The sequence below is a fragment of the Qaidamihabitans albus genome (assembly GCF_016464705.1).
In the GTDB taxonomy this organism is placed as follows: Bacteria; Actinomycetota; Actinomycetes; order Mycobacteriales; family Pseudonocardiaceae; genus Qaidamihabitans; species Qaidamihabitans albus.
In genome coordinates this window covers 109,017-133,972 of sequence record NZ_JAEHOB010000003.1, presented here as the reverse complement: position 1 = coordinate 133,972, position 24,956 = coordinate 109,017, and the positions used below count along the sequence as shown (strand labels likewise).

Genomic DNA, 24,956 nt, shown 5'->3' with positions numbered 1-24,956 from the left:
CAGCTAGTGTAGCGTTCCGCTGCCGGGCCCGGCTGTGAGAGGAGTGACGGATGCCCACCGGACGACCCACCATCGCGGTGCTCGGCCTCGGCGAGGCGGGCGGCGCGATCGCCCAGGACCTCGTCGCGGCCGGCGCGCTGGTACGCGGCTACGACCCGGCGGTGCCCGGCGGCGACGGGATCGTACGGGCGGTGGACGAGGCGGACGCGGCCGGCGGAGCCGATCTCGTGCTCAGCGTGAACAGTTCGGCCGCGGCGGCCGGCGCACTCGGCGCCGGGATCGGCGCCCTGGACGGCGGCGCGCTGTGGGCGGATCTGAACACCGCCTCGCCCGGCACCAAGGAGGCGCTCGACCGCCTCGCGCGGGAACACGGCAGGTCGTGCACCGACATCGCCATCATGGCCCCGGTCCCCGGCCGCGGCCTGAGCGTGCCGATGCTCGCCAGCGGGCCCGACGCGCACCGGGTCGCCGCCATCCTCACGCCGCTCGGCGCACCGGTCGAGGTACTCGACGGCCCGGCCGGGCTCGCCGCGAGCCGCAAGCTGTTGCGCAGCGTCTTCTTCAAGGGGCTGGCCGCCGCGGTGGTGGAAGCGCTGGAGGCAGGCCGTGCGGCGGGATGCGAGGAATGGCTCCGGAACAACATCGTCACCGAGCTCGTCCAGGCCGGCGAGTCGACGGTGGACCGGCTCGTCGACGGAACCCACAAGCACGCCGTCCGGCGGGCGGCCGAGATGAGCGCGGTCACGGAGATGCTCGACGAGCTGGGCGTGCCGCCCGCGATCGCGGCCGCCAGCCGTGACCTGCTGCGGCGGCTGGCACAGGACAGGCGCACCTAGCTCTGCCCGTGGGCGGGGGACTCGCGGGCCTGGGCGGGGGACTCGCGGTCCAGCGGCAGGTCGAACGCGACGAGGGTGCCCAGGCTGGGCGAGGAGTTGACGAAGAACCGGCCGCCCGCGGCCTCGGCGCGCTCGGCGAGGTGGCGCAGCCCGCGCTTGGCCACGTCCCTCGGCACACCGCAGCCGTTGTCCCGAACGCGCAGCCGCACGCCGCTCGCGTCCCGCTGCAGCGTCACCCTGGTCTCCCCGGCCCCCGAGTGCCGGACCACATTGGACAGTGCCTCGCGGAGCGCGGCACGGATGTGGTCGGCCCGCTCGGCGGGGATGTCCGCGAGCTCGCCGGACAGTTCGAGCGTCGGCGGGTACCCGAGCAGCTCGCCCGCGATGCGCACCTCGGCACGAGCCGACTCCGCGAGGTCGGTGGCGGCGCCGTCCGGCTCGTGCGGCTCGGGCTCGGGCGAGCGCAGCGCGCGCACGGTGCCGCGGATCTCCTCGATCGTCTGGTCGAGCTGGTCGATCGCCTCGCCCAGCCGCGCCATGTCGGCGTGCGCGAACCGCTTGCGCATCCGGCGCCGGACGCGGTCCAGCTGCATCCCCGCGCCGTACAGCCGTTGCACGATCACGTCGTGCAGCTCCCGCGCGATCCGCTCCCGCTCCTCGTACAGCGTCACGCGGTGCCGGGCACTCGCCCCCTCGGCCAGCGCGAGCACGACCCCGGCCTGGCCGGCGAACGCGGTCAGCACCTCGACCGCCGTGGGCGAGAACGGCTCCGCCCCGTCCGAGCGGTACACGGTCAGCGCACCGAGCAGGCGCCCGCCCGTGCCGAACGGCGCCGCGGCGAAGGGGCCGTAGGCGCCCAGCTCCGGCGGCACGAACCGGGACGTGCGCGGATCGCGGGTGACATCGTCGGTGACCACCGGCTCGCCACCCGCGGCGACCCGGCCCGCGGCCGACTCGGCGGGCAGCACGAGCCCGAGCAGACCGGTGGTCGACTCGCCGTGCGCCGCCTCCACGGTGACCCTGCCGTCGTCACCGTCGTCGCCACGCACCATCACCAGCCCGAGCTCGGCCTCGGCGAGCTCGGCCGCGTGGCGCACGACCAGACCGAGCACGGCGCCCGGGTCGTCGCCGGAGAGCGCGGTGGTCGTGATCTCGGTGGCCGCGGACAGTGCCCGCGCGGCAAGGGTCGGTTCCATGAGCAGTGCCAACTCTAGGCGCCCCCACCCGCGCGGGCCGCCTCCTGTGCCTGGTCGGGCCTCGTGAGTGCGGAGCCGAGTTCTAACTCGTGTGCGCACTCACGAGTCAGTACACGGCCCTCCTGCACCTCCAGGACGAGGTCGGCGGCGGCCGCCTCCTCCGGCCGGTGCGTGACGTGCACGACCGTCCGGCCGGCGAGCGCGTCCCGGATGCCGTCCAGCAGCCGGTGCGCGGTGGCCTCGTCGAGGTGCGCGGTCGGCTCGTCGAGCAGCACGAGCTCGGCGTCCCTTGCCGCGAGCAGCGCCCTCGCCAGAGCCACCCGCTGTGCCTGCCCGCCGGAGAGCCCCGCACCCGCGCTGCCGAGGACCGTGCGCAGGCCGAGTTCCGGCAGTCCGACCAGCGCCAGTGCGCCCGTCAGGTCCTCGTCGGAAGCGTGCGGGTCGGCGAGCCGGAGGTTCTCCGCGACGGTGGTCGAGACGAGCCCCGGCTCCTGCGGCGCCCAGGCGACCCGCTCGGGCAGGTGCGCCTCTCCCCGCTCCGGCACGAGAAACCCGAGCAGCGTCGCGAGCAGCGTGGACTTCCCGGCTCCGGAAGCGCCGACGACCGCGACGTGGCTAACGGCCGGGATCTCGATGTCGACGTCCCTGAGCACCGGCGCCGCCCCCTCCGGCCAGCGCACGTCGACGCCGCGCAGCGCCACCCGCCCGTCGCGATGGAACCGGCCCTGGATGCGCGTACCGGCGCTCAACGTGCCGGCGAGCCGCGTCCTGGCGGCGCGCAGGGTGTCCCAGTGCTGCGCGGCAGGCGGCAGCTGGCCGAGCGCCTCCGCCAGCGCCAGCGGAACGAGCGCGAGCAGCGGCGCGAGGACCGGATCGAGCGTGCCGGCCGCGACCGCCTCCGCGGCCGACCACCCGCTCGCCACAGCGGCGAGCCCGGTGGCGAGCGTGACCACGGCGTCCGCGGCACCCGCGCCGAACGCCTGCCCGCGGGCCGCGGCCGCCAGCCGCTCGTCGGCCGCCGCGAGCTCGGCCCTGCGCGCACGGTGGGCGCCGAACGCGATGAGCTCGGCCGCGGCGTCGAACAGCCCGAGCACCCGCGCCGCGACCTCGCGCCTGCCGGTGGCGAGCACGGACGTGGCCCGCCGCTCCGCCCACAGCCCGAGCGCGGGCGCCGCGACGACGGCCACCAGCACGGCCGGCGCCAGCGCGTACCCGGCCGCGGGCAGCACCGCCGCCTGCACCGCGACCGCGCCGCTCGCCACGGCCGCGGCCACGAGCGGCGGCGTGAGGACCCGGGGCAGCAGATCCCGCACGGTGTCCACGTCGTCGACGAGGCGCCGCTGTTCCTCGCCGCCATGCGGGCTCGGCGGGTGCGCCGGACCGAGCCGCACCAGCGCACGCCACAGCCGCACACGCAGGTGCCCGGCGATCCGGAACGCCGCGTCGTGCGTGACGAGGCGCTCGGCGTAGCGCAGGCCGGCGCGAGCCAGGCCGAACGCGCGCACCCCCACGACGGCGACGGTGAGAGTGAGGATCGGCGGCTGCTGCGACGCCTTCGCGATGAGCCAGCCGGACGTCGCGGTCAGCGCGATCCCCGCGAGCAGGGCGGCGGCGCCGAGCGCGGCCCCGGCGACGAACCGGCGGTTCAGCAGGTCCCGCAGCGGCAGCGGTGTCGCCGGGCGTTCCTCCCGCGATGGAACCCGGCCCGGCGCGGGCGGCACCACCGTCGTGGCGCCGGGCTCGCCTGCCGAGCGCTCGTGTGCCGCGATCACCACGGCCGCACCCGCCCGCTCGGCCTCCCTTACGGCGGCCAGCACCCGTTCGGCGTTCGCCGCGTCGAGGTGGGCGGTCGGCTCGTCGAGCAGCAGCAGCCACGCACCGGCCCGGACCCGCAGCAACGCGCGGGCGACGGCGAGCCGCTGCCGCTGGCCGGTGGACAGCAGGCCGACCGGCTCGTCCACCACCTCGGCGAGTCCCAGCCGCGCCAGCACGTCCCCCGGATCGGGTGCGCCGGGAGCGGCCAGCTCGAGTTCGGCCCGCACGGTCCCGCCCGTGAAGGCCGGTGACTGCGGGACCCACGCGACGCTCTCCCGCCATGTCGACATGTCGATGTCGTCCAGCGAAGTTCCGGCAACGGTGACCGTGCCCCCGTCCGGCCGGGCGAAGCCGAGCAGTACCGACAGCGTCGTGCTCTTGCCCGCACCGCTCGGCGAGCGCAACCAGACTGTGCGGCCCGGAGCGGCCGTGAACGACTCGCCGTCCGGCGCGAACCCGCCCCTGCGCCGCACGCGCAGGCCGCTGACCCGCACCTCACCCCGGCGCGGGACCGTCGTGCCCGCCCCGGCCACCGGCTCGGCGAGCACCTCACTCACCCGCCGCACCGCCTCGACCCCGTCCTGCCCGGCGTGGAACGCGGCACCGGCGGTGCGCAGCGGCTGGAAGCACTCCGGCGCCAGGATCAGCACGCCCAGGCCGATCGCCAGCGAGAGGTCGCCGGAGACCAGCCGGACGCCGATCACCACGGCGACCAGCGCCACCGACAGCGTGGCAGCGAGTTCCAGGACGAATGCCGAGGAGAACGCGATCCGCAACGTCGACAGCGTGGCGCGGCGGTGCCGGTCGCAGACGCGGCGCACGGCGTCGGCCTGGGCCTCGGCCCGGCGGAAGGCGGTCAGCACGGGCAACGCCCGCACGAGTTCGAGCAGGTGCCCCGACAGCCGGTGCACGGCGTCGGTCGCCGCGGACACCCGGTCCTCGGTGTAGCGGCCGACGAGGATGGCGAACATCGGCAGCAGCGGCACGGTCAACGCGATGATCACCGCGGACGGCCAGTCGGCGAGCAGCACCGCGAACCCCGCGCCGAACGGCACCACGGCCGCCGTGACCAAAGCGGGCAGGTACCCGGTGAAGTAGCCGTCGAGCGCGTCGAGGCCGCGCGTGGTGAGCGCGGTCAGCTCACCGGGACCGCGCGCCGCGATCCAGTCGGGCCCGAGTCGCAGCGCCTGGTCGACGGCCTTCGCCCGCAGTTCCTCCTTGGCTCCGGCGGCCGCGCGGGCGGCCACCACGCGCGTCGCCCAGCCGATGAGCGCGCGGGCGAGCACCGCGCCGGCGAGTGCGGCCAGCCGCGGGCCTAGCCCGCCGGTACGACCGTCGACGACGTCCGCCAGCACCGAGGCCAGCAGGAACGCCTGTGCGACCAGCGTGCCCGCGTTGAGCAGTGCCAGCAAACCGGTGAGGGCCAGCGCCCGGCGCGCCGACGCGGGCAGCACCGGCAGCGCGCCGAGCGGGCCCTTTCCCGCCCGCGCCGCGTCCACTCCGGACGCCTTGGCGGAAAGGGGATCGCGGGCGGGAGGACTCATCGCGGAACATGCACCTCCGGAATGTGCCGGACCCCGATCCGCCTGCGGAACACCCAGTAGGTCCAGCCCTGGTAGACGAGCACGGCGGGAGCACCGAACGCCGCCACCCACGTGATGACCGACAGCGTGTACGGGCCCGAGGACGCGTCCGCGACCGTCAGCGAGTAAGTTGTGTCCATTGTGGATGGAAGTACCGCCGGGTAGAGCGAGCCGAACATCGTCAACGCGGCGGCGGCGATCACCGTCCCGAGCGCGGCGAACGCCTGGCCCTCGCGCCCCGCGGCGAGCCGCCACCACGCCACCAGACCGGCCGCCGGAACCGCGAGCAGCGGCAGCACCGTCCACTGTGCACCTGTGCGCCACTGGACCACCAGCAGGAACAGCCCCAGCGGCAGCAGCGCGAACGGCAGGCCACGCAGGGCAAGTGTCCTCGCCCGAAGACGAAGCTCACCATCGGTCTTCAGCGCGAGGAACACCGCACCGTGCACGAGCGAGAACCCGGCCACCGCCAGCGCACCCAGCACGGTGTCCCACCGCACGGCCTCGAACGCGGAGCCGACGCGGTTTCCCTCGGCGTCCAGCGGCAGGCCCAGCACGGTGGTGGCGAGGATCAGGCCGACACCGAGCGGCGGTACCGACGAGCCAAACACGATCACCCGGTCCCAGTTCCGCCGCCATCGATCGGAGTCCACCTTGCCGCGGTACTCGAAGGCGACACCGCGGCCGATCAGCGCGAGCAGCACGACGAGCAGCGGCAGGTAGGCGCCCGAGAACAGGGCCGCATACCAGGCGGGAAAGGCCGCGAACATCGCCCCGGCCGCAACGATGAGCCACACCTCGTTGCCGTCCCACACCGGGCCGATCGTGTTGACCAGAACGCGGCGCTCGGTGTTGTCCCTGCCCAGGACGGGCAGCAACATGCCGACGCCGAAGTCGAAGCCCTCCAGGAACAGGTACCCGAGCCAGAAGGCCGCGATGACGCAGAACCAGACGGTCGCCAGATCCATCAGGCACCTTCCTCAGTAGGCGAACGCGAGCGCGTCGTCGGTGTCACCGGGGTCACCGGAGTCACCGGTGCCGGACCGCTCCGGCGGCATGACCCCGTCCACCCCGCCGCGCACGTACTTGCGGAGCAGGAACACCTCGATCACGCCGAGCGCCAGGTAGACCGTCGTCAGCGAGATCAGCGAGGCCCACACCTCCCCCGTGGACAGCCTCGACACGGCCTGCGCGGTGAACATCCAGACCCCGTCGATCCCGGTCGGGTTCGGCACCACCACGAACGGCTGGCGGCCCATCTCGGTGAAGATCCAGCCCGCACTGTTCGCCACGAACGGCAGCGCGATGCCGAGCAACGTCATCCGCGGGAACCACCGGCCGTCCGGGATGCGCCCGCCGCGCGTGAGCCACAGCGCGAGCACGCCCACGGCGGCCGACAGCGCGCCGAAGCCGATCATGATCCGGAACCCCCAGTAGGTCACCGGCAGATTCGGCACGTAGTCGATCGGCTTCCCGGCCAGCTCGCCGAGTGCCGGATCGTCCGGATAGTTCGTGCCGTAGCGCGCCTGGTACTCGCCGATCAGGTCCTCGACACCACGGACCTCGGTGCTCAGGTCGCCGTGCGCCAGGAAGGACAGCAACGCGGGCACGGTGAAGGTCTTCACGTCCTCGCAGTCCGGGTCCGCCACGTCACCGACCGCGACGATCGAGAAGCTCGCCGGCCGCTCGGTGTGGCACAGCGCCTCCGCCGAGGCCATCTTCATCGGCTGCTGCTCGAACATGAGCTTGCCCTGCGCGTCACCGGTGACGACCAGCGCGGTGAACGCGAGCACGCCGACCCAGGCACCGAGCCGCAGCGACGACCGCCACACCGCCCGGTGCCGGTCCGGCTCGCCACGCCTGCGCCACAGTTGCCAGCCGGCCACGCCGACCAGGAAGGCTGCGGCCACCGAGAAGGCACCGGCGATCGTGTGCGGGATCGCGGCGAGCGCGGTGTTGTTCGTCAGCACCGCCCAGATCGAGTTCATCGTGGGCCTGCCGTCGGTGAACTCGACTCCCACCGGATGCTGCATCCACGAGTTCGCGGCGAGGATGAAGTACGCCGACGCCACCGTGGCCAGCGAGAACGCCCAGGCACACGCCAGGTGCACCCGCTTCGGCAGCCGGTCCCAGCCGAAGATCCACAGCCCGAGGAACGTCGACTCGACGAAGAACGCCACGAGCCCTTCCATCGCCAGCGGCGCCCCGAACACGTCACCGACGAAGCGCGAGTAGGCGTTCCAGGTCATTCCGAACTGGAACTCCTGGACGATTCCGGTCACCACGCCCATCGCGAAGTTGACCAACAGCAACTTGCCCCAGAACTTGGTCATCCGCAGGTAGCGCTCGTCGCCGGTGCGCACCCAGGCCGTCTGCATGCCCGCGACCAGGACCGAGAGGCCGATCGTCAGCGGCACCATCAGGAAGTGGTAGACGGTCGTGATGCCGAACTGCCAGCGCGCGAGCTCCAGGACGTCCACGTCTCCTACGGTCGCTCCGCGCAGGGGTCCTTCGGCAGGTCCCGTGGTCCCGAAGTACCCAGGACCAAGGTCCCGATCATGAACGGGCCGCACAAAAAATGATTTCGGCACGCCTCAACTAATTGTCCGGCGCGCCACCGAAATGCATATGCGGGCGCCAAAATCGCCGATTCGTATTTCCCATCCACTAGGCATTCGGGAAAGTCGCCTTTATCGTTGAAGCGTAAGGGGGTGCGCCGCTTCCGATGTCATCCGCACTGCTCGCACTCGTCGCCACGTTCGCCCTGGTCATGGCGGTTGAACTGCCGGACAAAACGTTCGTGGCGACGCTCGTGCTGACCACTCGTTTCCGCGTCCTGGCGGTATTCACCGGCGTTGTCGCGGCCTTCGCCGTGCAATCCGTGGTCGCGGTCGCGTTCGGCAGTGCACTGACATTGTTGCCCGAGCCACTCGTCTCCGCTGTCGTCGCCGTGCTGTTCGGCGCGGGAGCCGTGCTGCTGCTGCGGGAGGGCTTCCGGCGGGCCGAGGACGGCGCGCACGACGCCGCCCGTTCGGGCCCGCGGCCGGTGACGTTCCTGCGTTCTGCGATGACGTCCTTCGGTGTGCTCTTCGCCGCCGAGTGGGGTGACGCGTCGCAGCTGGCCACCGCCGGACTGGCCGCTCGCTACGCGCAACCCTTCGCCGTGGGGCTCGGGGCGTTCCTCGGACTCGTCTGCGTTGCCGGGCTCGCGACGTTCATCGGCCACAAGATCCGCGGCAGGCTGCGCCCGCGGCTGCTTCAGCGCGTCTCCGGGTTCGTGTTCGCCGGGTTCTCCGCGTTCGCGCTCGGCAGTGCCCTGTTCGCGCTCTGAGAACGCGAGCCTCAGCCGCGCAGGACCTCGGCCAGCGCCGCGGCGGCCTCCACCAGCCGTGGCCCGAACGCGGCGTTGTCCAGCGGTTCGAGCGAGACCACTCCGACGCTCGCCCGCACGCCGACCACCCCGCGCACCGGCGCGGCGACGCCGTAGGCACCCGGCTGCGGCTCCCCCTTCGCCACGGCCCAGCCACTGCCGCGCGGGCGCAGGGCCAGCGCCTTGCCCGCCGCTCCGCGAGAGAGCGGATGCCTGCTGCCCACCCGGTAGGCGACGTGGAACGACGTCCACGACGGCTCCGCGACGGCGATCACGTGCAGTTCGTCGCCATCGGCCACCGAAAGGTGTGCGGTGCTGCCCGCCGACTCGGCCAGCCCGCGCAGCACCGGGCGCGCCGCCTCCCGGAGCTGCGGGAGCATCTGCTCGGCCAGCCACAGCACTCCGGCGCCGAGGCGTACCTTGCTGCCGTCCCGCCACACCAGCCCGCGCTCGGACAGCGGCACGAGCAGCCGGTACACCGCGGCCCGGCTCACGCCGATCGAGGCGGCGAGTTCGGAGATCGTGGCCGCATCGCCACCGGCGTCGGCCACCGCCTGCAACAGGGCGAGCCCGCGATCCAGCGTCAGCGAGCCCTCCCTGCTCACAACAGGTCCAGTCCCTTGAGGTCCGCGACCGGCTCGTCGAACGTGGCCGACGCGTACGAGGCGAACAGCGAGCGGACCGCCTTCGCGGCCGGCTCGTGCAGCGCACCCGCCTCCCGGGCGAGCGCCTCCCCGTCGGTGGACTCCAGCGCCTCGCGCACGTCGCCGCCGGAGAGGGCGTGCGCCGACGCGACCAGCAGGTTCAGGAACCCGTGATGCGTGAACCCGGAACCGGCGTCCGTGTGCCGCACGGCGCGATGGAGGCTGTTGGTCGCCTTGAACTGCGCACCGGAGACACCGCAGACCACGGAGAGGAAGTCCGCGACCTCGTCGACGCTCGGGAAGTTCTCGCTGGACACCCCGCCGCAGCGGATCTTCGGCCAGCTGCCGTGTTCGATGACCTTGCGCACGCCGTCGAGCCAGCCGACCCCTCGCCGCGGCTCGACCACCCGGACGACGTCCTCCGGCACGAACTCCGAGACGCGCTCCAGCCACACCTCGTCCACGTCCGAGGGCGCGGGCATCTCGACCATCCGGAGCGCCAGCAGCTCGTTACGGGACTCGACGATCGAGATCGCCTTCGGCACGCCGCCCAGGCCAGTGTCGATGATCAGGGAGAGGGGCAACGGGTCCTTCGGCCGGATCTTGATGAGCTCGGTGATCAGCTCCGGCAGCCGCGACGCCTGGCACAGGAACACGCCGAGCATGCCGGCGTGCTCACCGGCACGGTTCTCGAAGTGCACGCGAAGCGCCTCGGACATGGGGACCTCGCTGGGCGGGAACAGCGCCGAGTCGTCGACGAGCCGCGCGAACAGGGGAGGAATTCCCCGGGGGCCGGGGGGCGTGAGTTCCACAGCGCTTGACACGCCTCACACGCTAGTAGCGTCCGAAATCAGGACAAAAGTGCCCACCAGTCGAACACCGTCGACCGCCATCGCTTACCCTGCCGCACATCTGTGACCTCTGTCTTCAGGTCAGCGACCGGGCCTGCGCCGCCAGCCGGACCCCCAGTGCGATCAGCAGCGCCCCGGTGAGCGCGTCGAGTGTCCGCCGCACGCGCGGCACCGCGAACAGGCGGCGCAGGCCGCCGACGACGTTGGCCACGACGCCGAACCACAGTGCCGTGAGCAGCACCGGCACCAGCGAGATGAGCACCGTGTCGGCCAGCGAAGGATGTGCGGGCAGGAACTGGGGCAGCAGCGCCACGAAGAACACCGCACACTTGGGGTTCAGCACGTTGCACAGCAGGCCCTCCCGGAACGCCTGCGCGGCGGTCACCGAAGCGCCGGCCGCACCGACGGCGAGCTCACCGCCGCGGCGTGCGGCCAGCAGCGCCTTCGCCCCGAGGAACACCAGATACGCCGCGCCCGCCAGCTTCACCGCGGTGAACGCGACCGCGGAGGCCGCGAGGACACCGGCCACCCCGAACGCCGCCACCACCGACCAGACGAGGATGCCCGCGGTGATGCCCAGCGCCGTGGCCGTCCCGGCCCGCCTGCCGGATGTCGCCGCATGGCGCAGCACCACCGCGAAGTCCGGCCCGGGCGACATCGCACCGAGGAGGACCACTCCGCCGAACGGGACGAGCTGCGACCAGGACGCCATGAGAGCACCCTATTCGTCCCGGCACGCGAAGGCTTTCAGATAACCGAGAACTAGGTTAGCCTCACCTAAGTTGGAGGTGAGTGGTGACCGAGACCCAGCCCCGCCGCCCGCCCGTGCCGAGCCCGGCCGAGCGTGCGAAGACGATCGCGGCCCGCGGCGCCCCGGCCGCGCTGATGCCGTCCACCGAGCACCCGGCGAGCGCCGCACAGCGGGTCACTCCGGCACTGCATCACGTCCACGCCGGCGCCGACGTGAGCATCCTGCTGCCCGACGACGACCCGCTCGCCGCCGCCGGGCGGGCCCGGCGCGGTGAGGTGGCCGTGATGCTGGAACTGGCCGACCACGCCCCGGTGGAGCTACGGGAACCGGTGCGCGGCCTGCTCTGGATCACCGGCTGGCTGCGCGCCCTCGACGAGCGTGCCGCCCGCGCCCGTGCCGTCTCCATCGCGGACGTCCGCCCGGATCCACGGCTGCTCGACGTGGGGCACGGGTTCAGCCTGCTGCGGCTGAGCCCGGCCGCGCTGGTGCTCGCCGACCCCGAGGGCACCCATTCACTGCGCCCGCACATGTTCGCCGCCGCGAGCCCCGACCCGTTCTGCGCGTACGAGACGGACTGGCTACGGCACCTGGAACGCACCCACGCCGACGTGATCGACGGCCTGGCCCGGCACGTCCCGCCCGATCTACGGGGCGGCCGCATCCGGCCGCTGGGGCTGGACCGCTTCGGCCTGCGGCTGCGGGTCGAGTGTGCCGGCGGCGACCACGACGTGCGGCTGGCGTTCTCGCGTTCGGTCGACAGTCCTCCGCAGCTCGCGATGGAGCTGCGCAGGCTCGTCGGCTGCCCGTTTACGCAGGTCACCGGTCGTGAGTGAGGAACCGAGTTCTAACTCGCGTGCGCACTCACGAGAGGTGACCAGGTACGAAGGCGCCCCCGGGAGCGGTCTCCCGGGGGCGCCTTCATCGGTGTCGCTCAGCGCGAGGAACTCCTCGCCGTCTCTTCATCACCGGAACCGTTCGGTTCCACTAGACCTTCGTCGATCAGGCTCTGCGAGACGTGCTCGGTGAGCTCCTGCCGCTGCAGCCGCCGCTGGACGCGCAGCATCGTCCTGCGTTCCGATCGGAAGTCCTTCCAGATCGAGACGCACATGAAGATCATCACCACGCTGAACGGCAACGCGATGAGAATCGCCGCGATCCGCAGGGCCTCCAGTCCGCCTGCCAGCAGCAGGGCGATGGCGACGGCACCCTCCATGACACCCCAGAACACCCGGCTCCAGGTCGGCGGGTCGGGGTCGCCACCGGAGGACAGCATGTCGACCACCAGCGAGCCGGAGTCGGACGAGGTGACGAAGAACAGCACGATCAGGATGATCGCGCCGACCACCGCGATGGTGCCACCGGGCAGTCCGTCGAGCAGGCCGAACAGCGTGCTCTCGGTGTCCACCGACGCCGCGCCGGTCTCGTCGGTGCCGATGAGGCCGCCCGCGCCGAACAGCTCCCGGAAGAGCGCCGTGCCACCGAACACGCTGAACCACAGGAACGTGACGGCGGTCGGCACGAGCAGCACGCCCGCGACGAACTCGCGCACCGTGCGCCCGCGGGAGATGCGGGCGATGAACACGCCGACGAAGGGCGCCCACGAGATCCACCAGCCCCAGTAGAACGCGGTCCACCAGCTCTGCCACTCGGTACCGGTGTCGCCCTGGTAGGCGGTGGTGTTGAAGCTCATCCGCAGCAGGTTCTGGAAGTAGCTGCCGATGGACTGCACCAGCTCGCTGAAGATGAACACGGTCGGGCCGAGGATCAGCACGAACAACAGCAACACGGAGGCGATCCCCATGTTGAGGTTGGAGATGTACCTGATGCCCCGCTTCAGGCCCGTGACCACCGAGATGACGGCCAGCAGCGTGATGCCGCCGATCAGCACCACATAGGTCAGGTTCCCCGGATCGCTCACGATGCCGAGGAAGTCCAGTCCGGAGGCCACCTGGATGACACCGAGCCCGAGCGAGGTCGCGACCCCGAACAGGGTCCCGACGATCGCGACGATGTCGATCACGTCACCGATCCAGCCGTGCACCCGCCTGCCCAGCACCGGCTCGAGCGCGTAGCGGATCGAGACCGGGCGCTTCTTGCGGTGGATCGCATAGGCGATCGCGAGCCCGACCACCACGTAGATGGCCCAGGGGTGCAGCCCCCAGTGCAGGAACGTCTGCACCATGGACGCCTGGGCACCCTGCGCGTCCGACGCACCGATGCCGGACGCACGGTTCGGGATCCCGGCGAAGTGGTTGAGCGGTTCGGCAACGCCCCAGAAGACGAGGCCGATGCCCATGCCGGCGGCGAACAGCATCGCGAACCAGGAGCGCAGGCCGAACTCCGGCTCCTCCTCGTCCGGCCCGAGCTTGATGTCGCCGAAGTGGCCGAGGCCGACCCAGACCGCGAACACCACGAACGCGGACACGATGAACATGTAGTACCAGCTGAAGGTACCGATGACCGCCTCCTGCGCGGCGCTCATCGCATCCCCGACGGTGTCCGGGAAGATCACCGTGAACAGCACGAAACCCACGATGATGACGGCGGCGGGCACGAAGACCTTCGGGTCCACCGTCTTCATCCAGGATTGTCGCGAACCAGGCGGCGGCGTCACGGCCTCAGTGTCTGACGTTTCCGTCACGAGGCTCTCCTCCTTTTCGATTTGCGTCCACAGCACCCTAGTGCCGAAGTGGGACGATCATGTCGGAAGTTCCCGACTCGCATCTCTGTCGCACCGTCAGGAGGCGGCTGACCTGCGCGGCTGCCCGGCTGATGTAACTTGCCACAGTGCCTTACCGCCTGCGCCGCTGGCTCGCCCCGCCCAAGCCGACGGAGCCGGGTGTCGTCACCGACCCTGCGCAGCGGCGGGCGCTCACGCTCGAACTGGTTCTCGTCTTCTCCATCACTCTGGGCCTTTCGGGCCTGCGCAGCCTGTTGTCCCTTGTGGATTCCCTCCTGCGCCCGGAGCCGCTGAACGAGCAGCGGGTGGCCATCAACGCCTCCCAGGCTACGACGGAACTCATCGATCTGCTGAAGCAGTTGCTGACCGTGGTGCAGCTCCTGGGCTGGGGCGCGCTCGGGGTGTACCTGCTCTGGCGCGGCGGCATGCGGCTGGCCGCGATCGGCCTCGACAGGTCACGGCCACGGCAGGACCTGGCCTGGGGCGCCGGCCTGGCCGCGCTGATCGGCATCCCGGGCCTGGTGCTGTACTTCGCCGCGTGGCGGCTCGGCTTCAACCTCGCCGTCCAACCGTCCACATTGGGGGACAGCTGGTGGCGGCCGGTCACGCTGACACTCGCCGCGTTCGGCAACTCCTTCGCCGAGGAGATGCTCGTCGTCGGTTATGTCCTGACGAGACTGCGCCAGCTCGGCTGGGGAGAGAACCGGGCATTGCTGCTCGCGGCGGTCCTGCGCGGTTCCTACCACCTGTATCAGGGCATCGGAGGATTCGTCGGAAATGTCCTGATGGGATTGCTCTTCGGACGGGTGTGGCAGCGCACCAACCGGCTGTGGCCACTTGTCGTGGCTCACACCTTGCTCGACGTCGTGGCGTTCGTCGGTTACGCAGTGTTGCGGGATGATGTCTCGTGGCTGCCATGACTGGCACGCGGATCGAACGTATGTTCTAATAGCGGCGCCGGTTCGCAGGGGACGCGAGGGCCGGCCCAGCACACGAGGAGGGGACCTTGATGGCCTGCAAGATCACGCACCGGGTGAACGACCAGCAGATCCGCTTCGCCAACCGTGACGCCGCCGAGCGGTACGCGGAGATCATGGGCGGCGGCGTGCACAACTGGGTGTTCAACACCGTGCCCGCCGCGGAGCCGACACGGGCGGCCACCGTGTCGTCGGGGTCATCGGAACCGGGCCGCACGCCACGTTGAACCGGTCACACCGGATGACCCTCGCGTCGGGGATGGCGTAGTCCTGATGTCCTGATGTCCTGATGTCCTGATGTCCTGGTCGCCGCGGTACCGACAACGATCCGTGCGTCCACCCGCTCATTCGGCCGTTCCGGGCGCCGTCGGCGGTGCATCCGTGACGCCGCCGCGCCGCGTCGTTTCGTACCCCGCGGCGGCGTCGCCGACTCATTACGCTCGCGTGCGGGCGGCCCGTACACCACGCGAAAGGGACATCCGTGAACGAACCGAGCCCCGGCGACGTGCTCGCGGCGGCGCGTCCCCGGGTGGACACCGAGGTGGATCCGCTGCGGTCCGTCCTGCTGCACCGGCCCGGCAACGAGCTCAAGCGCCTGACGCCGCGCAACAACGACCAGTTGCTCTTCGACTCGATTCCCTGGGTGGACCGGGCACAGGAAGAGCACGACGCGTTCGCCGACGTGCTGCGCGGGCGCGGCGTCGAGGTGCTGCTCCTGACGGACGTGCTGCGGCACGCGCTGAACGACCCGCGGGCGCACGCCGCCGGGGTGCACGCCGCGGTGGACGACCGGCGACTCGGCACCGACCTGGCGGACTCGCTGCGCTCGCATCTCTCCGGCACCGATCCCGCGACACTGGCGGAGGTGCTGATGTCGGGCATGACGTTCGAGGAACTGCCCGCCTCCGAGGGGGCCTCCCTGGTGCGCAAGATGCACCACGAGCACGACTTCGCGGTCGACCCGCTGCCGAACCTGCTCTTCACCAGGGACTCGTCGGTGTGGATCGCCGACAGGGTCGCCATCTCCTCCCTCGCGATGCCTGCGCGCCGCAGGGAGACCGCGCTGCTCGACATCGTCTACGCCTACCACCCACGCTTCCACGGCGCGGTGCGCGCGTACGGCGCCCACTCGGCGCCGATCGAGGGCGGCGACGTCCTGCTGCTCGCCTCCGGTGTACTGGCCGTCGGCGTCGGTGAGCGCACCACGGCCGCCGGGGTCGAGTCCCTCGCCCGGTCGGCGTTCTCCGACGACATCGCGCACACCGTGCTGGCGGTGCCGATCGTGCAGAACAGGGCGACCATGCACCTCGACACCGTCTGCACGATGGTCGGCCGCGACGCCGTCGTGATGTACCCGCTGGCCCGTGACTCACTGGTGGCGTACACGCTGCGGCCCGACGAGGCCGGTGGACTGCTCGTCGACGGCCCTGCCCCGTTCCTGACAGCCGCCGCGAAGGCCATGGGCATCGACCGGCTGCGGGTCATCGACACCGGACTCGATCCGGTGACCGCCGAACGCGAGCAGTGGGACGACGGGAACAACACCCTGGCCCTGGCCCCCGGCGTGGTCGTTGGCTACGAGCGCAACGTCGAGACCAACGCCCGGCTCGAGGAGGCGGGCATCGAGGTCCTCCGCATCGCGGGTTCGGAACTCGGCTCCGGCCGGGGCGGCCCGCGCTGCATGTCGTGCCCCATCGTGCGGGAGCCGATTCCGGATGGCGACTGATGCACGCACAACAATACAAAAGAAAGCCTTGCCTAAGATTCCGCCTATTTCTTAGGTGAGGCTAAACAAAATTAGCTCAACCTTGGCTCACTAATTGTACGCAAATGGGGTTCACATCACCAGTCTCGACTGGAAATCGAGCCCGGCCGACGCGTATCTTCGAATACATGGCCACCACGAAGAAGCAACCACGTTCCAAGTTCTACGAATTGCTGCAGGCGCAGATCCACAACGAGTTCAACGCGTCGCAGCAGTACGTCGCGTTGGCCGTGTGGTTCGACAACGAGGACCTGCCCCAGCTCGCCAAGTACTTCTACGAGCAGGCCGTCGAGGAGCGCAACCACGCCCTCGCGCTGGTGCAGTACATGATGGACACCGACCACCACGTCGAGATCCCCGGAACGGGCGACGTGCGCAACGACTTCTCGGACGTGCGTGAGCTGGTCGAGCTGGCGCTCGAACAGGAGAAGGGCGTCGCCGCGGACATCAAGACGCTCGCGAAGGCGGCCCGGGACGAGGAAGACTACATGGGTGAGCAGTTCATCCAGTGGTTCCTGAAGGAGCAGGTCGAGGAGATCTCCAAGATGACCACGCTGCTCAATGTCGTCGACCGCGCGAACGGCAACCTGTTCGAGATCGAGCAGTTCCTCAACCGCGAGTCGGCCGGCGCCACGGACGACGACCCGACGATGCCGCCCGTCGCGGGCGGAAAGCTCTGAGGCGTTCCACCTCGCCTCCCGCAAAGGGAAAACCCGGGCTCTCCCCCTGTGGAGCAGCCCGGGTTTTCGGTTTCGGGGGCGCGGTCAGCAGCCCGTCTCGGTGTTGGCCAGCCGCACCTGTGTGACCGTGTCATCGGCGGTCCCGAAGTAGTACCGCGCGCCCGAACCGGCGGGCGCGGAATAACCGCCGGACGGCTCCGGGGCCAGCTCGGCGTAGGCGGATTCCAGGTCGCGCACCGGCGACCCCGCCGCGATTCCCTCGGCGGTCTGGGCGCTGCCTGCGTTGAACGCCACCACGCCGCGTGCGCCCGAGATCACGACCGCACGGATCGCGTCGGCGCCCTCCGCCAGCCGGTAGCTGGTGCACGACTCCGCGGCCGGCGCGGAGCTGTCGGCCGCCAGCATTCCCGTGCCGGCCGCCTTGTCGTAGGGCATGTTCAGCTTCAGCGCCTTGTAGCCGTCCGGACCGAGCACCGCCACGGACATGATCTGGCCCTGCTTCGACGTCGGCACGCTCACGGACGGCGGCGCGCTCGGCCGCGAGAGGCTGCCGGTGGACGATCGCGGCGCCGCCGAAGTCCGTCGCACGGGCGACGACCGCACGGTCTCCGACTCGCTCCTCGGTGCGGGCGAGCCTGCCCTCGTGGTCGTGACGCGCTCGGTACCGGCGGGCGCGGCGACGTGGTGGTCGTGACGCTGCTCCGGAGGCCGCCCACCGGCCAGCAGCATCCCGCCGACGACGAACGCGACCACGGCGAGGGCGCCGCCGCCTCCTGCGGCCGCGGTGCGCCTGCGCCGTCTCCGCCTCGCCCCGGCGACGATGGCCTCCTGGGCACCCGCGATGGGCCGCACGTCGAGCCGCTCATCGGCGAACAGCCGTTGCAACTCGAGGTCGAGCTCGTCGTCCCTTCCGGTCACACCGCCTCCCTCCCCTCGGTACCCTCGTCCCGGTTCAGCTTCGTCCGCAGTGCTGCGATGGCCTTGCTGGCCTGGCTCTTCACGGTGCCCGGGCTCACGCCGAGTGATTCGGCGATCTCCGCCTCGGACAGTCCCTCGTAGTAACGCAGCACGATGACCGCGCGTTGCCTCGGCGGCAGCCCGCGCAGCGCCTGCCACAGCGGCTCGTGCTCGAACGGGTCCACCGGGCGCAGCGGCTGCGCGTCGGGGATGTCGGCGACCAGGTTCTCCCTGCGCAGCCGCCGCCACCGGCTGATGTGCGCGTTGGCCATCGAGCGCCGGATGTAGGCGAGCGGATCGCCGGTCTTCTGCAGGACGTGCGTCCAGCGGGAGCCGATCTTCTCCAGCACCGTCTGCACGAGGTCGGCGGCGTCGTGCGGGTTACCGGTCAGCGCGTGCCCGTAGCGCAGCAGTCCGGGCAGGCTGGCCTCAACGAACTCACCGAAGTCCGTGAGGTCGCCAGGCACGGCCGATCCCCTCTCGTGGCGCACGACGGCCGCCCTGCCATCCCCGCACCGGACGGCAGGCACGAATGCGGTCACCGTAGCGCCTCCTGCCTGCCTCTTCGTACCTGGCCGACATCTGCACGCCGCGGAGGGGCCGGGGGTTGCCCGGTTCGACCCGTTTTCGTCAGGCGGTGAAGGTGGCGAGCTCGGCGGGCAAGCGGAACGAGCCGTCCGGCCCGGGCGGGAAGTCGTGCACGGAGACGATCGCGGCCCGCGGGATCGGGCCGTACACGTGCGGGAACCAGGGCGCGCCCGGCTCGGGGGGCACGGCGGGCTCCCAGCGCAGCGGCACGTCGAGCAGCGCGGGGTCGATCCGCAGCAGCAACAGGTCGGTACGGCCCGCGTAGAGCCGGCTCGCCGGCAGGTGGACCGTCCCCGGATCCGAACAGTGCACGAAGCCGACGCCGGCGAGCGACTCCGCCCGGTACGGCTCGCCCTCCGGGACGGCGGTCCAGCCGGCCGCCGGGCAGATGTGCAGGATCACCGCAGCGTGAGCTGCCGGCCGATGAGCCCGTCCCTGGACCGTCGCTCGGCGGCGTTCAGCGGCTCGGCGTCCAGTGACTTCAGCGCGGCGTCCAGCCGGACACCCAGCTCGCGTGCGGGCTCCGCCCATTCGCGCGCATGCGCCTCGGGATCGAGGTCCCACACCGGCACGAGCAAGCCGTGCGCGCGGAACGAGCCGGCGAAGCGCGTTCCCTCGCCGAGCCCGAGCTCACCGGCCGCGGACAGCCGCGCAAGCGCTTGCAACAGGCGGTTCTCCTCCGCGGGCCAGACCCAGCGCAGGTGCGCCTTCTCCCCGGCGAGCACCCAGTACGCGCCGGGCGCGAGCCGCTCGGTCGGCATGATGGCGGCGTTGGCGCGTTCGAGCGACATCGCGACCTCGCCGCTCGCCTCGCTGTCCTCCGGCAGCCACCAGGAGAAGTCCTCGTGCAGCTGGACGTCCAGCTCGGCATCGGGGACGAGCAGGTCCTGCAACCGTTCGCCCCCGACCGGCTCGCTCGTCGTGTCGGGTGCGGAGAGCACGTCGCCCGGCTCGGCGCCGAGCGCCCACCGCAGCGACCGGCCGAGGTCGCGGCTGATGTCCGAGGAGCGGGTCTGTACCTGCATGCCGAGGAAGACCTCGCCATCGGAGCGCACGAACGCGGCCGCCGCCATCGGGAGCACGGTGCCGAGCGTGACGGTGCGGTCCCCGCCGTCCGCGAGCGAGAGCCGGGCGGTGGCCGACGGCACGAACTCACGCAGCGCGATCAGTTCGGGCTCGGCGGCGAGGCCCTCGAAAGGCCGCGCCACGAAGATCTCGCGCACCTTCGGCTGCCTGTCCTTCTTCGGGCCCTTCTTCCGCGCGCCCTTGCCCACGTTCTCGCCTCCTGCGGTCAGTTCCGGCCGACGCTACTCGACCCGTGTCCAGCCTAGGACCGGTGGGGCGCGGCTAGGATTCGTGGGTGTTCGATCCTGGTGACCCCGGCTTTCTCGCCGATCCCTATCCCGCCTTCGCGGAGCTGCGCGCGCGGGGCGAGGTGCACCGGCACGAGGGGCTCGGACTGTCGATCGCGGTGTCGCACGCCGCCGCCTCGGCCGTGCTGCGGCACCGTTCGCTCGGCCGGATCTGGACCGATGCCGCGCCCGCCGAGCGCTTCGCGTCGTTCAACATGCTGCACCGGAACTCGTTGCTGGAGAACGAGCCGCCCGCGCACACCCGGCTGCGCAGGCTCGTCTCCTCCGCCTTCGCCCGCGGCCACGTCGAACGGCTCCGGCCCACGGTCGAGGCGCTGGCCACCCGCATGGTCGGCGTGCTGGCGGACCGGATCGCCGAGGACGGCGCGGCGGACCTGCTCGAGCACCTGGCGCAGCCGCTTCCGGTGGCGGTGATCGCCGAGCTGCTCGGCATCCCCGAGGACGCCGGACCGAAGCTGGTGGCCTGGAGCAACGCGATCGTCAAGATGTACGAGTACGGGCTGCCGGCCGGACAGCGGCAGGCGGCGGAGCTCGCCGCCGGGGAGTTCGCGGGCTACCTGCGGGAGGTCGCCGCCGCTCGCGCCGCGCGTCCGGGTGAGGACCTGGTGAGCCACCTCGTCGCGAGCGAGCTGACCGGCGACGAGGTGGTCGCCACCGCCGTGCTGCTGCTCATGGCCGGGCACGAGGCGACGGTCAACGTCATCGGCAACGGCACGCATGCCCTGCTGACCCACCGCGACCAGTGGGACCGGCTCGTCGCCGACGCCGCCCTGCTGGAAGCGGCGACCGAGGAGCTCATCCGGTTCGACTCGCCGCTACAGCTGTTCGAGCGCACCGCGACGCGCGACGTCGAGATCGCCGGGCACCCCGTGGCCGAGGGAGACAAGATCGCGGCGCTGCTGGGCGCGGCCGCCCGGGATCCCGCCGTGTTCCCCGATCCGGACACGCTCGACATCGGCCGCACGCCGAACCCGCACCTCGGTTTCGGCGGTGGCATCCACTACTGCGTCGGCGCGCCGCTCGCCCGCATCGAGATCGCCGCCGCACTCGGCGCGCTCACCACGCGGCTGCCCGGGTTGCGGCCTGGCGGCACCCCGCGGCGGCGGCCGGAGTTCGTCATCCGTGGCCTCCGCACGCTGCCGGTGACCTGCTGAGCGAACGGAGTGCAGAACTCGCCGGCCCGGACGGGGGGGGACTCGCGGGCAGGAACGGGGGACTCGCGGGTCAGCGCGGGGCAGTGGCCGGGCGAGTGCGCCGCGGCGGATCAGGGGCGCCCTCGACGTTCACCACGCTCGGCGGGCGCGGCAGCCCCTCGTCGGCCGGTGCCAGCAGCCGGGTCAGCCGGCTGACGACACGCGCCGTCAGCACGGCGAGCACGGTCGCGGCCAGGTCGGTCAGCGCGCTGAGCACCACGCCGTCGGCGTCGGCCTGCACACCGTCCCGCATTCGCCAGCCGACGGTCAGTGCCAGCAGCACACCGTTCACGATCCACGCGGCCCACCACCACAGCACCAGCCGGGACGGCCGGGGGCGCTGATCCGCCCGGCGACCCAGCACCGCGTGCTCGAGCTCGGCGAGGACCGGCCCGGCCAGCACCAGGTTCGGGCCAGGCACGAGCGTGCCGAGCAGCACCTGCCACGTGGAGCGCGGCGGATCCTGGCCCGCCGCGTCCGCGGCGGCCGAGCGCGCGGCGAACAGCCACCACACCGTCCCCGCGACGGCGAACAACGCCAGCACGAACGCCAGCAGCGAGAACGCCAGCACGAACGCGTCCGACACACCGACCGTGCCCCGGTCCAGCGCCGAGTCGCGGCTGCGCACGAGCAGCACGTAGCGCCAGATCTCCGCCCCGGCCGCGATCGCGGTCAGCCCGGCCAGCGTCCACAGCACGGTCACCACGTTGCGCGTGATCATGTGCAGCCGCTGCGGCGACACCGGCCCGCCGGAAGCCGTGCCCGGCACCGCGGTCGGCCAGCGCCAGACCACGCTCGGGAAGCCCCAGCGCGGCACCACCGGATACGACGGCGGCCCGGTATAGCGCTCGGGCGCGGGACCACGCCGTCGTACATGCGTGCCCGGCGGAACGGTGGCCACCCACCGCACCCGCGACCGGGTGCGCGGCTGCCCCTGGCGGTGCATCGTGGGATGCGGCGCAGGCTGGGGCGGCGGGTAAGGCCGGCCGGGTTGCATGGGTCAGAGCACCTCGGGTGCGGCACCCTCGCGCTCGCCGACCAGCGCACGGCCCTCGGTCTGCCACGACTTCATGCCACCCGCGACGTTGACCGCGTCCACCACGCCGGCCGCGTTCAGCCAGGCGGCGGCGCGGGCGGAGCGGCCACCCGAACGGCAGACCACGTAGACCGGCCGGTCGTCGGGCAGTTCGGCCAGCTCACCCACGCGCGCGGGCAGTTCGCCAAGCGGAACGTGTTTCGCTTCGGGGGCGTGCCCGGCGGCCCACTCGTCGTCCTCTCGCACATCGAGCAACACGAGACCTTCCGACGGCAGGTCGGTGACCGAGGCCGTGGGCACTTCAGGAGGCTCTACCACGGCCCCATCGTCGCATGTCGGCCCGTTCAGCGCGCGTGAGCGCCCTCCCGGCGAACGAGCGCGGCGCTACTTGCGGTGCCTGCCGCGCTTCATCCTGGTCCGCTCGTCGGCCTTGCCGAACCGCGCATCCGCCCGGTCACGCATGAAGCCCAGCGGGTCGGGCGCGTGCAGCCGGAGCATGACGGAGTTGACGTCGTCCGGCACCCGCCGCGCGGTGCCGAGGCTCACCACGATGGTGGTGAGGAAAGCCGCCGTCACCGTGAGCAGCGCGGGCTGCTCGACGAACCACGGCGCCCATCCGCCGGTGTACTCGCTGACGACGTTGAGCGCCAGCGCGACCAGCACCAGGCCCCCGCCGACGGTCATCCCGACCATCGCACCCGGCCAGGTCAGCCTGCGCCACCAGATCCCGAGCAGCAGCACCGGGCAGAACGTGGAGGCGGCGAGGGCGAAGGACATGCCGACGCTCAGCGACAGATCCTCCACCGGCAGCGAGACGGCCAGCACCGCCGGAACCGCGGCCATGCCGACCGTGGCGATCTTGAAGTCGCGCACCTTGCCGGAGAGCCAGTCGGTGGCGACCACCCCCGCCACACTCACCAGCAGGCCCGACGACGTGGACAGGAATGCCGCGAACGCCCCTGCCGCCACCACCGCGGCGAGAATCTGGCCGAGCACCCCCGGCAGCACGGCCGTCGGCACGAGCAGCACGGCCGCATCCGTGCGGCCGGTCACCAGCAGCTCCGGTACGTACAGCCGCGACAGCGCGCCGATCAGTATCGGGAACATGTAGAACAGCCCGAGCAGCAGCAGTACCTGCACGGTCGTGCGCCGGGCCGCCTTGCCGTCCGGATTGGTGTAGAAGCGCACCAGGACGTGCGGCAGGCCCATCGTGCCGAGGAAGGTGGCGAAGATCAGCGAGTAGGTGCCGAGCAGGTCGCTCGCGTCCTCGGTCGGCCGCAGCCAGCTCGCGTTGTCGAGCGCGCCGCCGGCGACCACCGGTACCGGCGCACCCTCGGGAAAGCGCAGCGTGCTGCCCGCCTCGACCCGGTACTGCCTGCCGGGCAACCACACTCGTTCGCCGCCGGACGCGGCCGGTGACCACACCGGCGTCTCCCCGCCGACCTCCAGCGTGACATCGGTCTCGACCGAGACGGTGGTGTCCTCTCGGAACACCGGCGGTGCAGGCTCACCGAGCGAGCCGGCGCCGCCCGTGCCCCCGGTGCCGAGGAACACCATGCACAGCACGAACGTCGGCGCGGCTAGCGCGAACAGCTTGAGCCAGTACTGGAACGCCTGCACGACCGTGATCGCACGCATGCCGCCCGCCATGACGTTGACCGCGACGACGACCGTGACGGCCGCGGCGCCGATCCACGCGGGCGCCGGGAAGATCGTCGCCACCGCGAGGCCCGCGCCCTGTAGCTGCGGGAGCATGTAGAGCACACCGATGACGACCACGACCACGGTGCAGAACCGGCGCAGCGGTTCCGAGGCGAGGCGCGCCTCCATGAAGTCGGGCAGCGTGTAGGCGCCCGAGCGGCGCAGCGGCGCGGCGACGAACAGCATCAGCGCCAGATAACCCGCGGTGAACCCGATCGGATACCAGAGCGCGTCGGCGCCGTCCTTGAGGACGACACCGGCGACACCGAGGAACGAGGCCGCCGAGAGGTACTCCCCGGAGATCGCGGCGGCGTTGCGCCGGGAGCGCACCGTACGGCGGGCGACGAGGAAGTCGTGCGTGGTGCTCGCGAACCGGGACGACCGGCGGCCGAGGTAGAACGTCATGGCCGCGACCAGCACGATGCCGGAGAGGGCCCACGGGTTCATCGGCGGCTCAGTTCTCGATCATGTCCACGAAATCTCGCTCATGGCGCTCGGCCAGCCGGTTGTACCACAGGCCCGCCCCGAACAGCAGCGGGAAGGGCGCCACTCCGAGCAGCAGCCACGGTAGTGGAATGCCGACGAGGCGCATGGTGGCGAACGTCGGTGAATAGTAGAACGCCACCGGCAGGGCACCGAGCAGCAGGAGGACGATTCCGGCGAGCAGCAGCCCGCTGCGCAGCTGCGCCTTGATCAGATCCTTGATCAGCATCTCGCCCCAGCTGGTCTGCTCCTCCAGCTCGACGCGGGCACGCAGGGAGTTCGTGGACTTGGTCGGCTCGGCGAGCACGACCCGCTGGCGGCGCACCCGGGGCGGCGGAGGAGGTTCGCTCGGCGGCGGCGCGGGCTGCCGCGCGGGCCGGGGCGGCGACGGCTCGGGGGTGACCGGGACCCTCTTACCGAGCGTCGGGTCCGGCTGGCGGATGCCGCCGGTGTCTCGGTAGTAGTCGTCGGTCATCC

General features: G+C 71.8%; 24 protein-coding genes. 8 read left to right on the top strand and 16 right to left on the bottom strand.

Translation table 11 applies throughout. The annotated features are described in order from the left end of the window. Positions 1 to 50: 50 nt before the first annotated feature. Complete coding sequence (locus JAP66_RS06875) at positions 51 to 836, top strand: NAD(P)-dependent oxidoreductase (RefSeq protein WP_199430756.1); 786 nt, start codon at positions 51 to 53, stop codon at positions 834 to 836. On the opposite strand, the gene JAP66_RS06870 is transcribed toward JAP66_RS06875, so the two are convergent. Genes JAP66_RS06870 through JAP66_RS06855 form a run of 4 tightly spaced genes read right to left on the bottom strand, consistent with a single transcriptional unit; the run spans position 833 to position 7,910 of the window. Then, entirely contained in the window at positions 833 to 2,032 is a 1,200-nt protein-coding gene (locus JAP66_RS06870; protein WP_199430755.1) for a GAF domain-containing sensor histidine kinase, read from the bottom strand. The genes JAP66_RS06875 and JAP66_RS06870 overlap by 4 nt on opposite strands. A gap of 14 nt (positions 2,033 to 2,046) precedes the next feature. After that, entirely contained in the window at positions 2,047 to 5,391 is a 3,345-nt protein-coding gene (gene cydD, locus JAP66_RS06865) for a thiol reductant ABC exporter subunit CydD (protein WP_199430754.1), read from the bottom strand. Next, positions 5,388 to 6,398 (bottom strand): cytochrome d ubiquinol oxidase subunit II, encoded by a 1,011-nt coding sequence (gene cydB / locus JAP66_RS06860; protein WP_199430753.1) that lies wholly within the window; start codon positions 6,396 to 6,398, stop codon positions 5,388 to 5,390. The genes cydD and cydB overlap by 4 nt, the downstream gene beginning before the upstream one ends. A 12-nt stretch (positions 6,399 to 6,410) precedes the next feature. Beyond that, the gene (locus tag JAP66_RS06855; protein WP_199430752.1) at positions 6,411 to 7,910 is read right to left on the bottom strand and encodes a cytochrome ubiquinol oxidase subunit I; all 1,500 of its coding nucleotides are present in this window, start codon (positions 7,908 to 7,910) and stop codon (positions 6,411 to 6,413) included. A gap of 245 nt (positions 7,911 to 8,155) precedes the next feature. Here JAP66_RS06855 and JAP66_RS06850 point away from each other — a divergent pair, with 245 nt between their 5' ends. After that, positions 8,156 to 8,761 carry a TMEM165/GDT1 family protein gene (locus JAP66_RS06850; RefSeq protein WP_199430751.1) on the top strand — a complete coding sequence of 202 codons (606 nt, stop codon included), beginning with the start codon at positions 8,156 to 8,158 and terminating at the stop codon, positions 8,759 to 8,761. A gap of 11 nt (positions 8,762 to 8,772) precedes the next feature. Here the strand turns inward: JAP66_RS06850 and JAP66_RS06845 are convergent, their stop codons facing one another. From JAP66_RS06845 to JAP66_RS06835, 3 genes are all read right to left on the bottom strand, one after another. Beyond that, complete coding sequence (locus tag JAP66_RS06845; RefSeq protein WP_199430750.1) at positions 8,773 to 9,405, bottom strand: IclR family transcriptional regulator; 633 nt, start codon at positions 9,403 to 9,405, stop codon at positions 8,773 to 8,775. Next, complete coding sequence (locus tag JAP66_RS06840) at positions 9,402 to 10,256, bottom strand: hypothetical protein (RefSeq protein WP_307849495.1); 855 nt, start codon at positions 10,254 to 10,256, stop codon at positions 9,402 to 9,404. The genes JAP66_RS06845 and JAP66_RS06840 overlap by 4 nt, the downstream gene beginning before the upstream one ends. A 115-nt stretch (positions 10,257 to 10,371) precedes the next feature. Beyond that, on the bottom strand, positions 10,372 to 11,007 hold the full coding sequence (locus tag JAP66_RS06835) for a LysE family translocator (RefSeq protein ID WP_199430749.1): 636 nt from the start codon (positions 11,005 to 11,007) through the stop codon (positions 10,372 to 10,374). An 83-nt stretch (positions 11,008 to 11,090) separates the two neighbouring features. On the opposite strand from JAP66_RS06835, the gene JAP66_RS06830 reads away from it, so the two are divergent. Next, positions 11,091 to 11,879 carry a DUF2470 domain-containing protein gene (locus JAP66_RS06830; protein WP_307849468.1) on the top strand — a complete coding sequence of 263 codons (789 nt, stop codon included), beginning with the start codon at positions 11,091 to 11,093 and terminating at the stop codon, positions 11,877 to 11,879. Between the two features lie 98 nt (positions 11,880 to 11,977). On the opposite strand, the gene JAP66_RS06825 is transcribed toward JAP66_RS06830, so the two are convergent. Beyond that, positions 11,978 to 13,687 (bottom strand): BCCT family transporter, encoded by a 1,710-nt coding sequence (locus JAP66_RS06825; protein ID WP_199430748.1) that lies wholly within the window; start codon positions 13,685 to 13,687, stop codon positions 11,978 to 11,980. A 146-nt stretch (positions 13,688 to 13,833) separates the two neighbouring features. Between JAP66_RS06825 and JAP66_RS06820 the strand changes: the two genes are divergently transcribed. From JAP66_RS06820 to JAP66_RS06805, 4 genes are all read left to right on the top strand, one after another. Continuing rightward, positions 13,834 to 14,646 (top strand): CPBP family intramembrane glutamic endopeptidase, encoded by an 813-nt coding sequence (locus JAP66_RS06820; protein ID WP_199430747.1) that lies wholly within the window; start codon positions 13,834 to 13,836, stop codon positions 14,644 to 14,646. 89 nt (positions 14,647 to 14,735) lie between these two features. Then, the gene (locus JAP66_RS06815; RefSeq protein WP_199430746.1) at positions 14,736 to 14,930 is read left to right on the top strand and encodes a hypothetical protein; all 195 of its coding nucleotides are present in this window, start codon (positions 14,736 to 14,738) and stop codon (positions 14,928 to 14,930) included. Positions 14,931 to 15,184: 254 nt separating this feature from the next. Further along, positions 15,185 to 16,429: an arginine deiminase gene (locus JAP66_RS06810; protein WP_307849467.1), complete on the top strand. Its 1,245-nt coding sequence runs from the start codon at positions 15,185 to 15,187 to the stop codon at positions 16,427 to 16,429. A gap of 167 nt (positions 16,430 to 16,596) precedes the next feature. Beyond that, positions 16,597 to 17,148, top strand: coding sequence for a ferritin (locus JAP66_RS06805; RefSeq protein WP_199430745.1), 552 nt, complete (start codon positions 16,597 to 16,599; stop codon positions 17,146 to 17,148). 84 nt (positions 17,149 to 17,232) lie between these two features. On the opposite strand, the gene JAP66_RS06800 is transcribed toward JAP66_RS06805, so the two are convergent. The 4 genes from JAP66_RS06800 to JAP66_RS06785 all read right to left on the bottom strand — a co-directional run bounded on the left by JAP66_RS06800 (position 17,233) and on the right by JAP66_RS06785 (position 19,967). Then, complete coding sequence (locus JAP66_RS06800) at positions 17,233 to 18,066, bottom strand: hypothetical protein (protein ID WP_199430744.1); 834 nt, start codon at positions 18,064 to 18,066, stop codon at positions 17,233 to 17,235. Further along, positions 18,063 to 18,572 carry a SigE family RNA polymerase sigma factor gene (locus JAP66_RS06795; protein WP_199431104.1) on the bottom strand — a complete coding sequence of 170 codons (510 nt, stop codon included), beginning with the start codon at positions 18,570 to 18,572 and terminating at the stop codon, positions 18,063 to 18,065. The genes JAP66_RS06800 and JAP66_RS06795 overlap by 4 nt, the downstream gene beginning before the upstream one ends. 163 nt (positions 18,573 to 18,735) lie before the next feature. Beyond that, on the bottom strand, positions 18,736 to 19,095 hold the full coding sequence (locus JAP66_RS06790; protein WP_199430743.1) for a DUF952 domain-containing protein: 360 nt from the start codon (positions 19,093 to 19,095) through the stop codon (positions 18,736 to 18,738). Further along, the gene (locus tag JAP66_RS06785) at positions 19,092 to 19,967 is read right to left on the bottom strand and encodes a DUF5926 family protein (protein ID WP_199430742.1); all 876 of its coding nucleotides are present in this window, start codon (positions 19,965 to 19,967) and stop codon (positions 19,092 to 19,094) included. Before JAP66_RS06785 ends, JAP66_RS06790 begins: the two co-directional genes overlap by 4 nt. Before the next feature lie 86 nt (positions 19,968 to 20,053). Here JAP66_RS06785 and JAP66_RS06780 point away from each other — a divergent pair, with 86 nt between their 5' ends. Beyond that, positions 20,054 to 21,220, top strand: coding sequence for a cytochrome P450 (locus JAP66_RS06780; protein ID WP_199430741.1), 1,167 nt, complete (start codon positions 20,054 to 20,056; stop codon positions 21,218 to 21,220). 70 nt (positions 21,221 to 21,290) lie between these two features. Here JAP66_RS06780 and JAP66_RS06775 read toward each other — a convergent pair whose 3' ends face one another. From JAP66_RS06775 to JAP66_RS06760, 4 genes are all read right to left on the bottom strand, one after another. Continuing rightward, entirely contained in the window at positions 21,291 to 22,205 is a 915-nt protein-coding gene (locus tag JAP66_RS06775; protein WP_235998854.1) for a DUF4328 domain-containing protein, read from the bottom strand. Positions 22,206 to 22,259: 54 nt separating this feature from the next. Then, positions 22,260 to 22,613, bottom strand: a complete 354-nt coding sequence (locus tag JAP66_RS06770; protein ID WP_199430739.1) for a rhodanese-like domain-containing protein — start codon at positions 22,611 to 22,613, stop codon at positions 22,260 to 22,262. A 66-nt stretch (positions 22,614 to 22,679) separates the two neighbouring features. Next, on the bottom strand, positions 22,680 to 24,443 hold the full coding sequence (locus tag JAP66_RS06765) for a sodium/solute symporter (RefSeq protein ID WP_199430738.1): 1,764 nt from the start codon (positions 24,441 to 24,443) through the stop codon (positions 22,680 to 22,682). Positions 24,444 to 24,450: 7 nt separating this feature from the next. Further along, positions 24,451 to 24,954 carry a hypothetical protein gene (locus JAP66_RS06760; RefSeq protein WP_199430737.1) on the bottom strand — a complete coding sequence of 168 codons (504 nt, stop codon included), beginning with the start codon at positions 24,952 to 24,954 and terminating at the stop codon, positions 24,451 to 24,453. Positions 24,955 to 24,956: the final 2 nt, after the last annotated feature.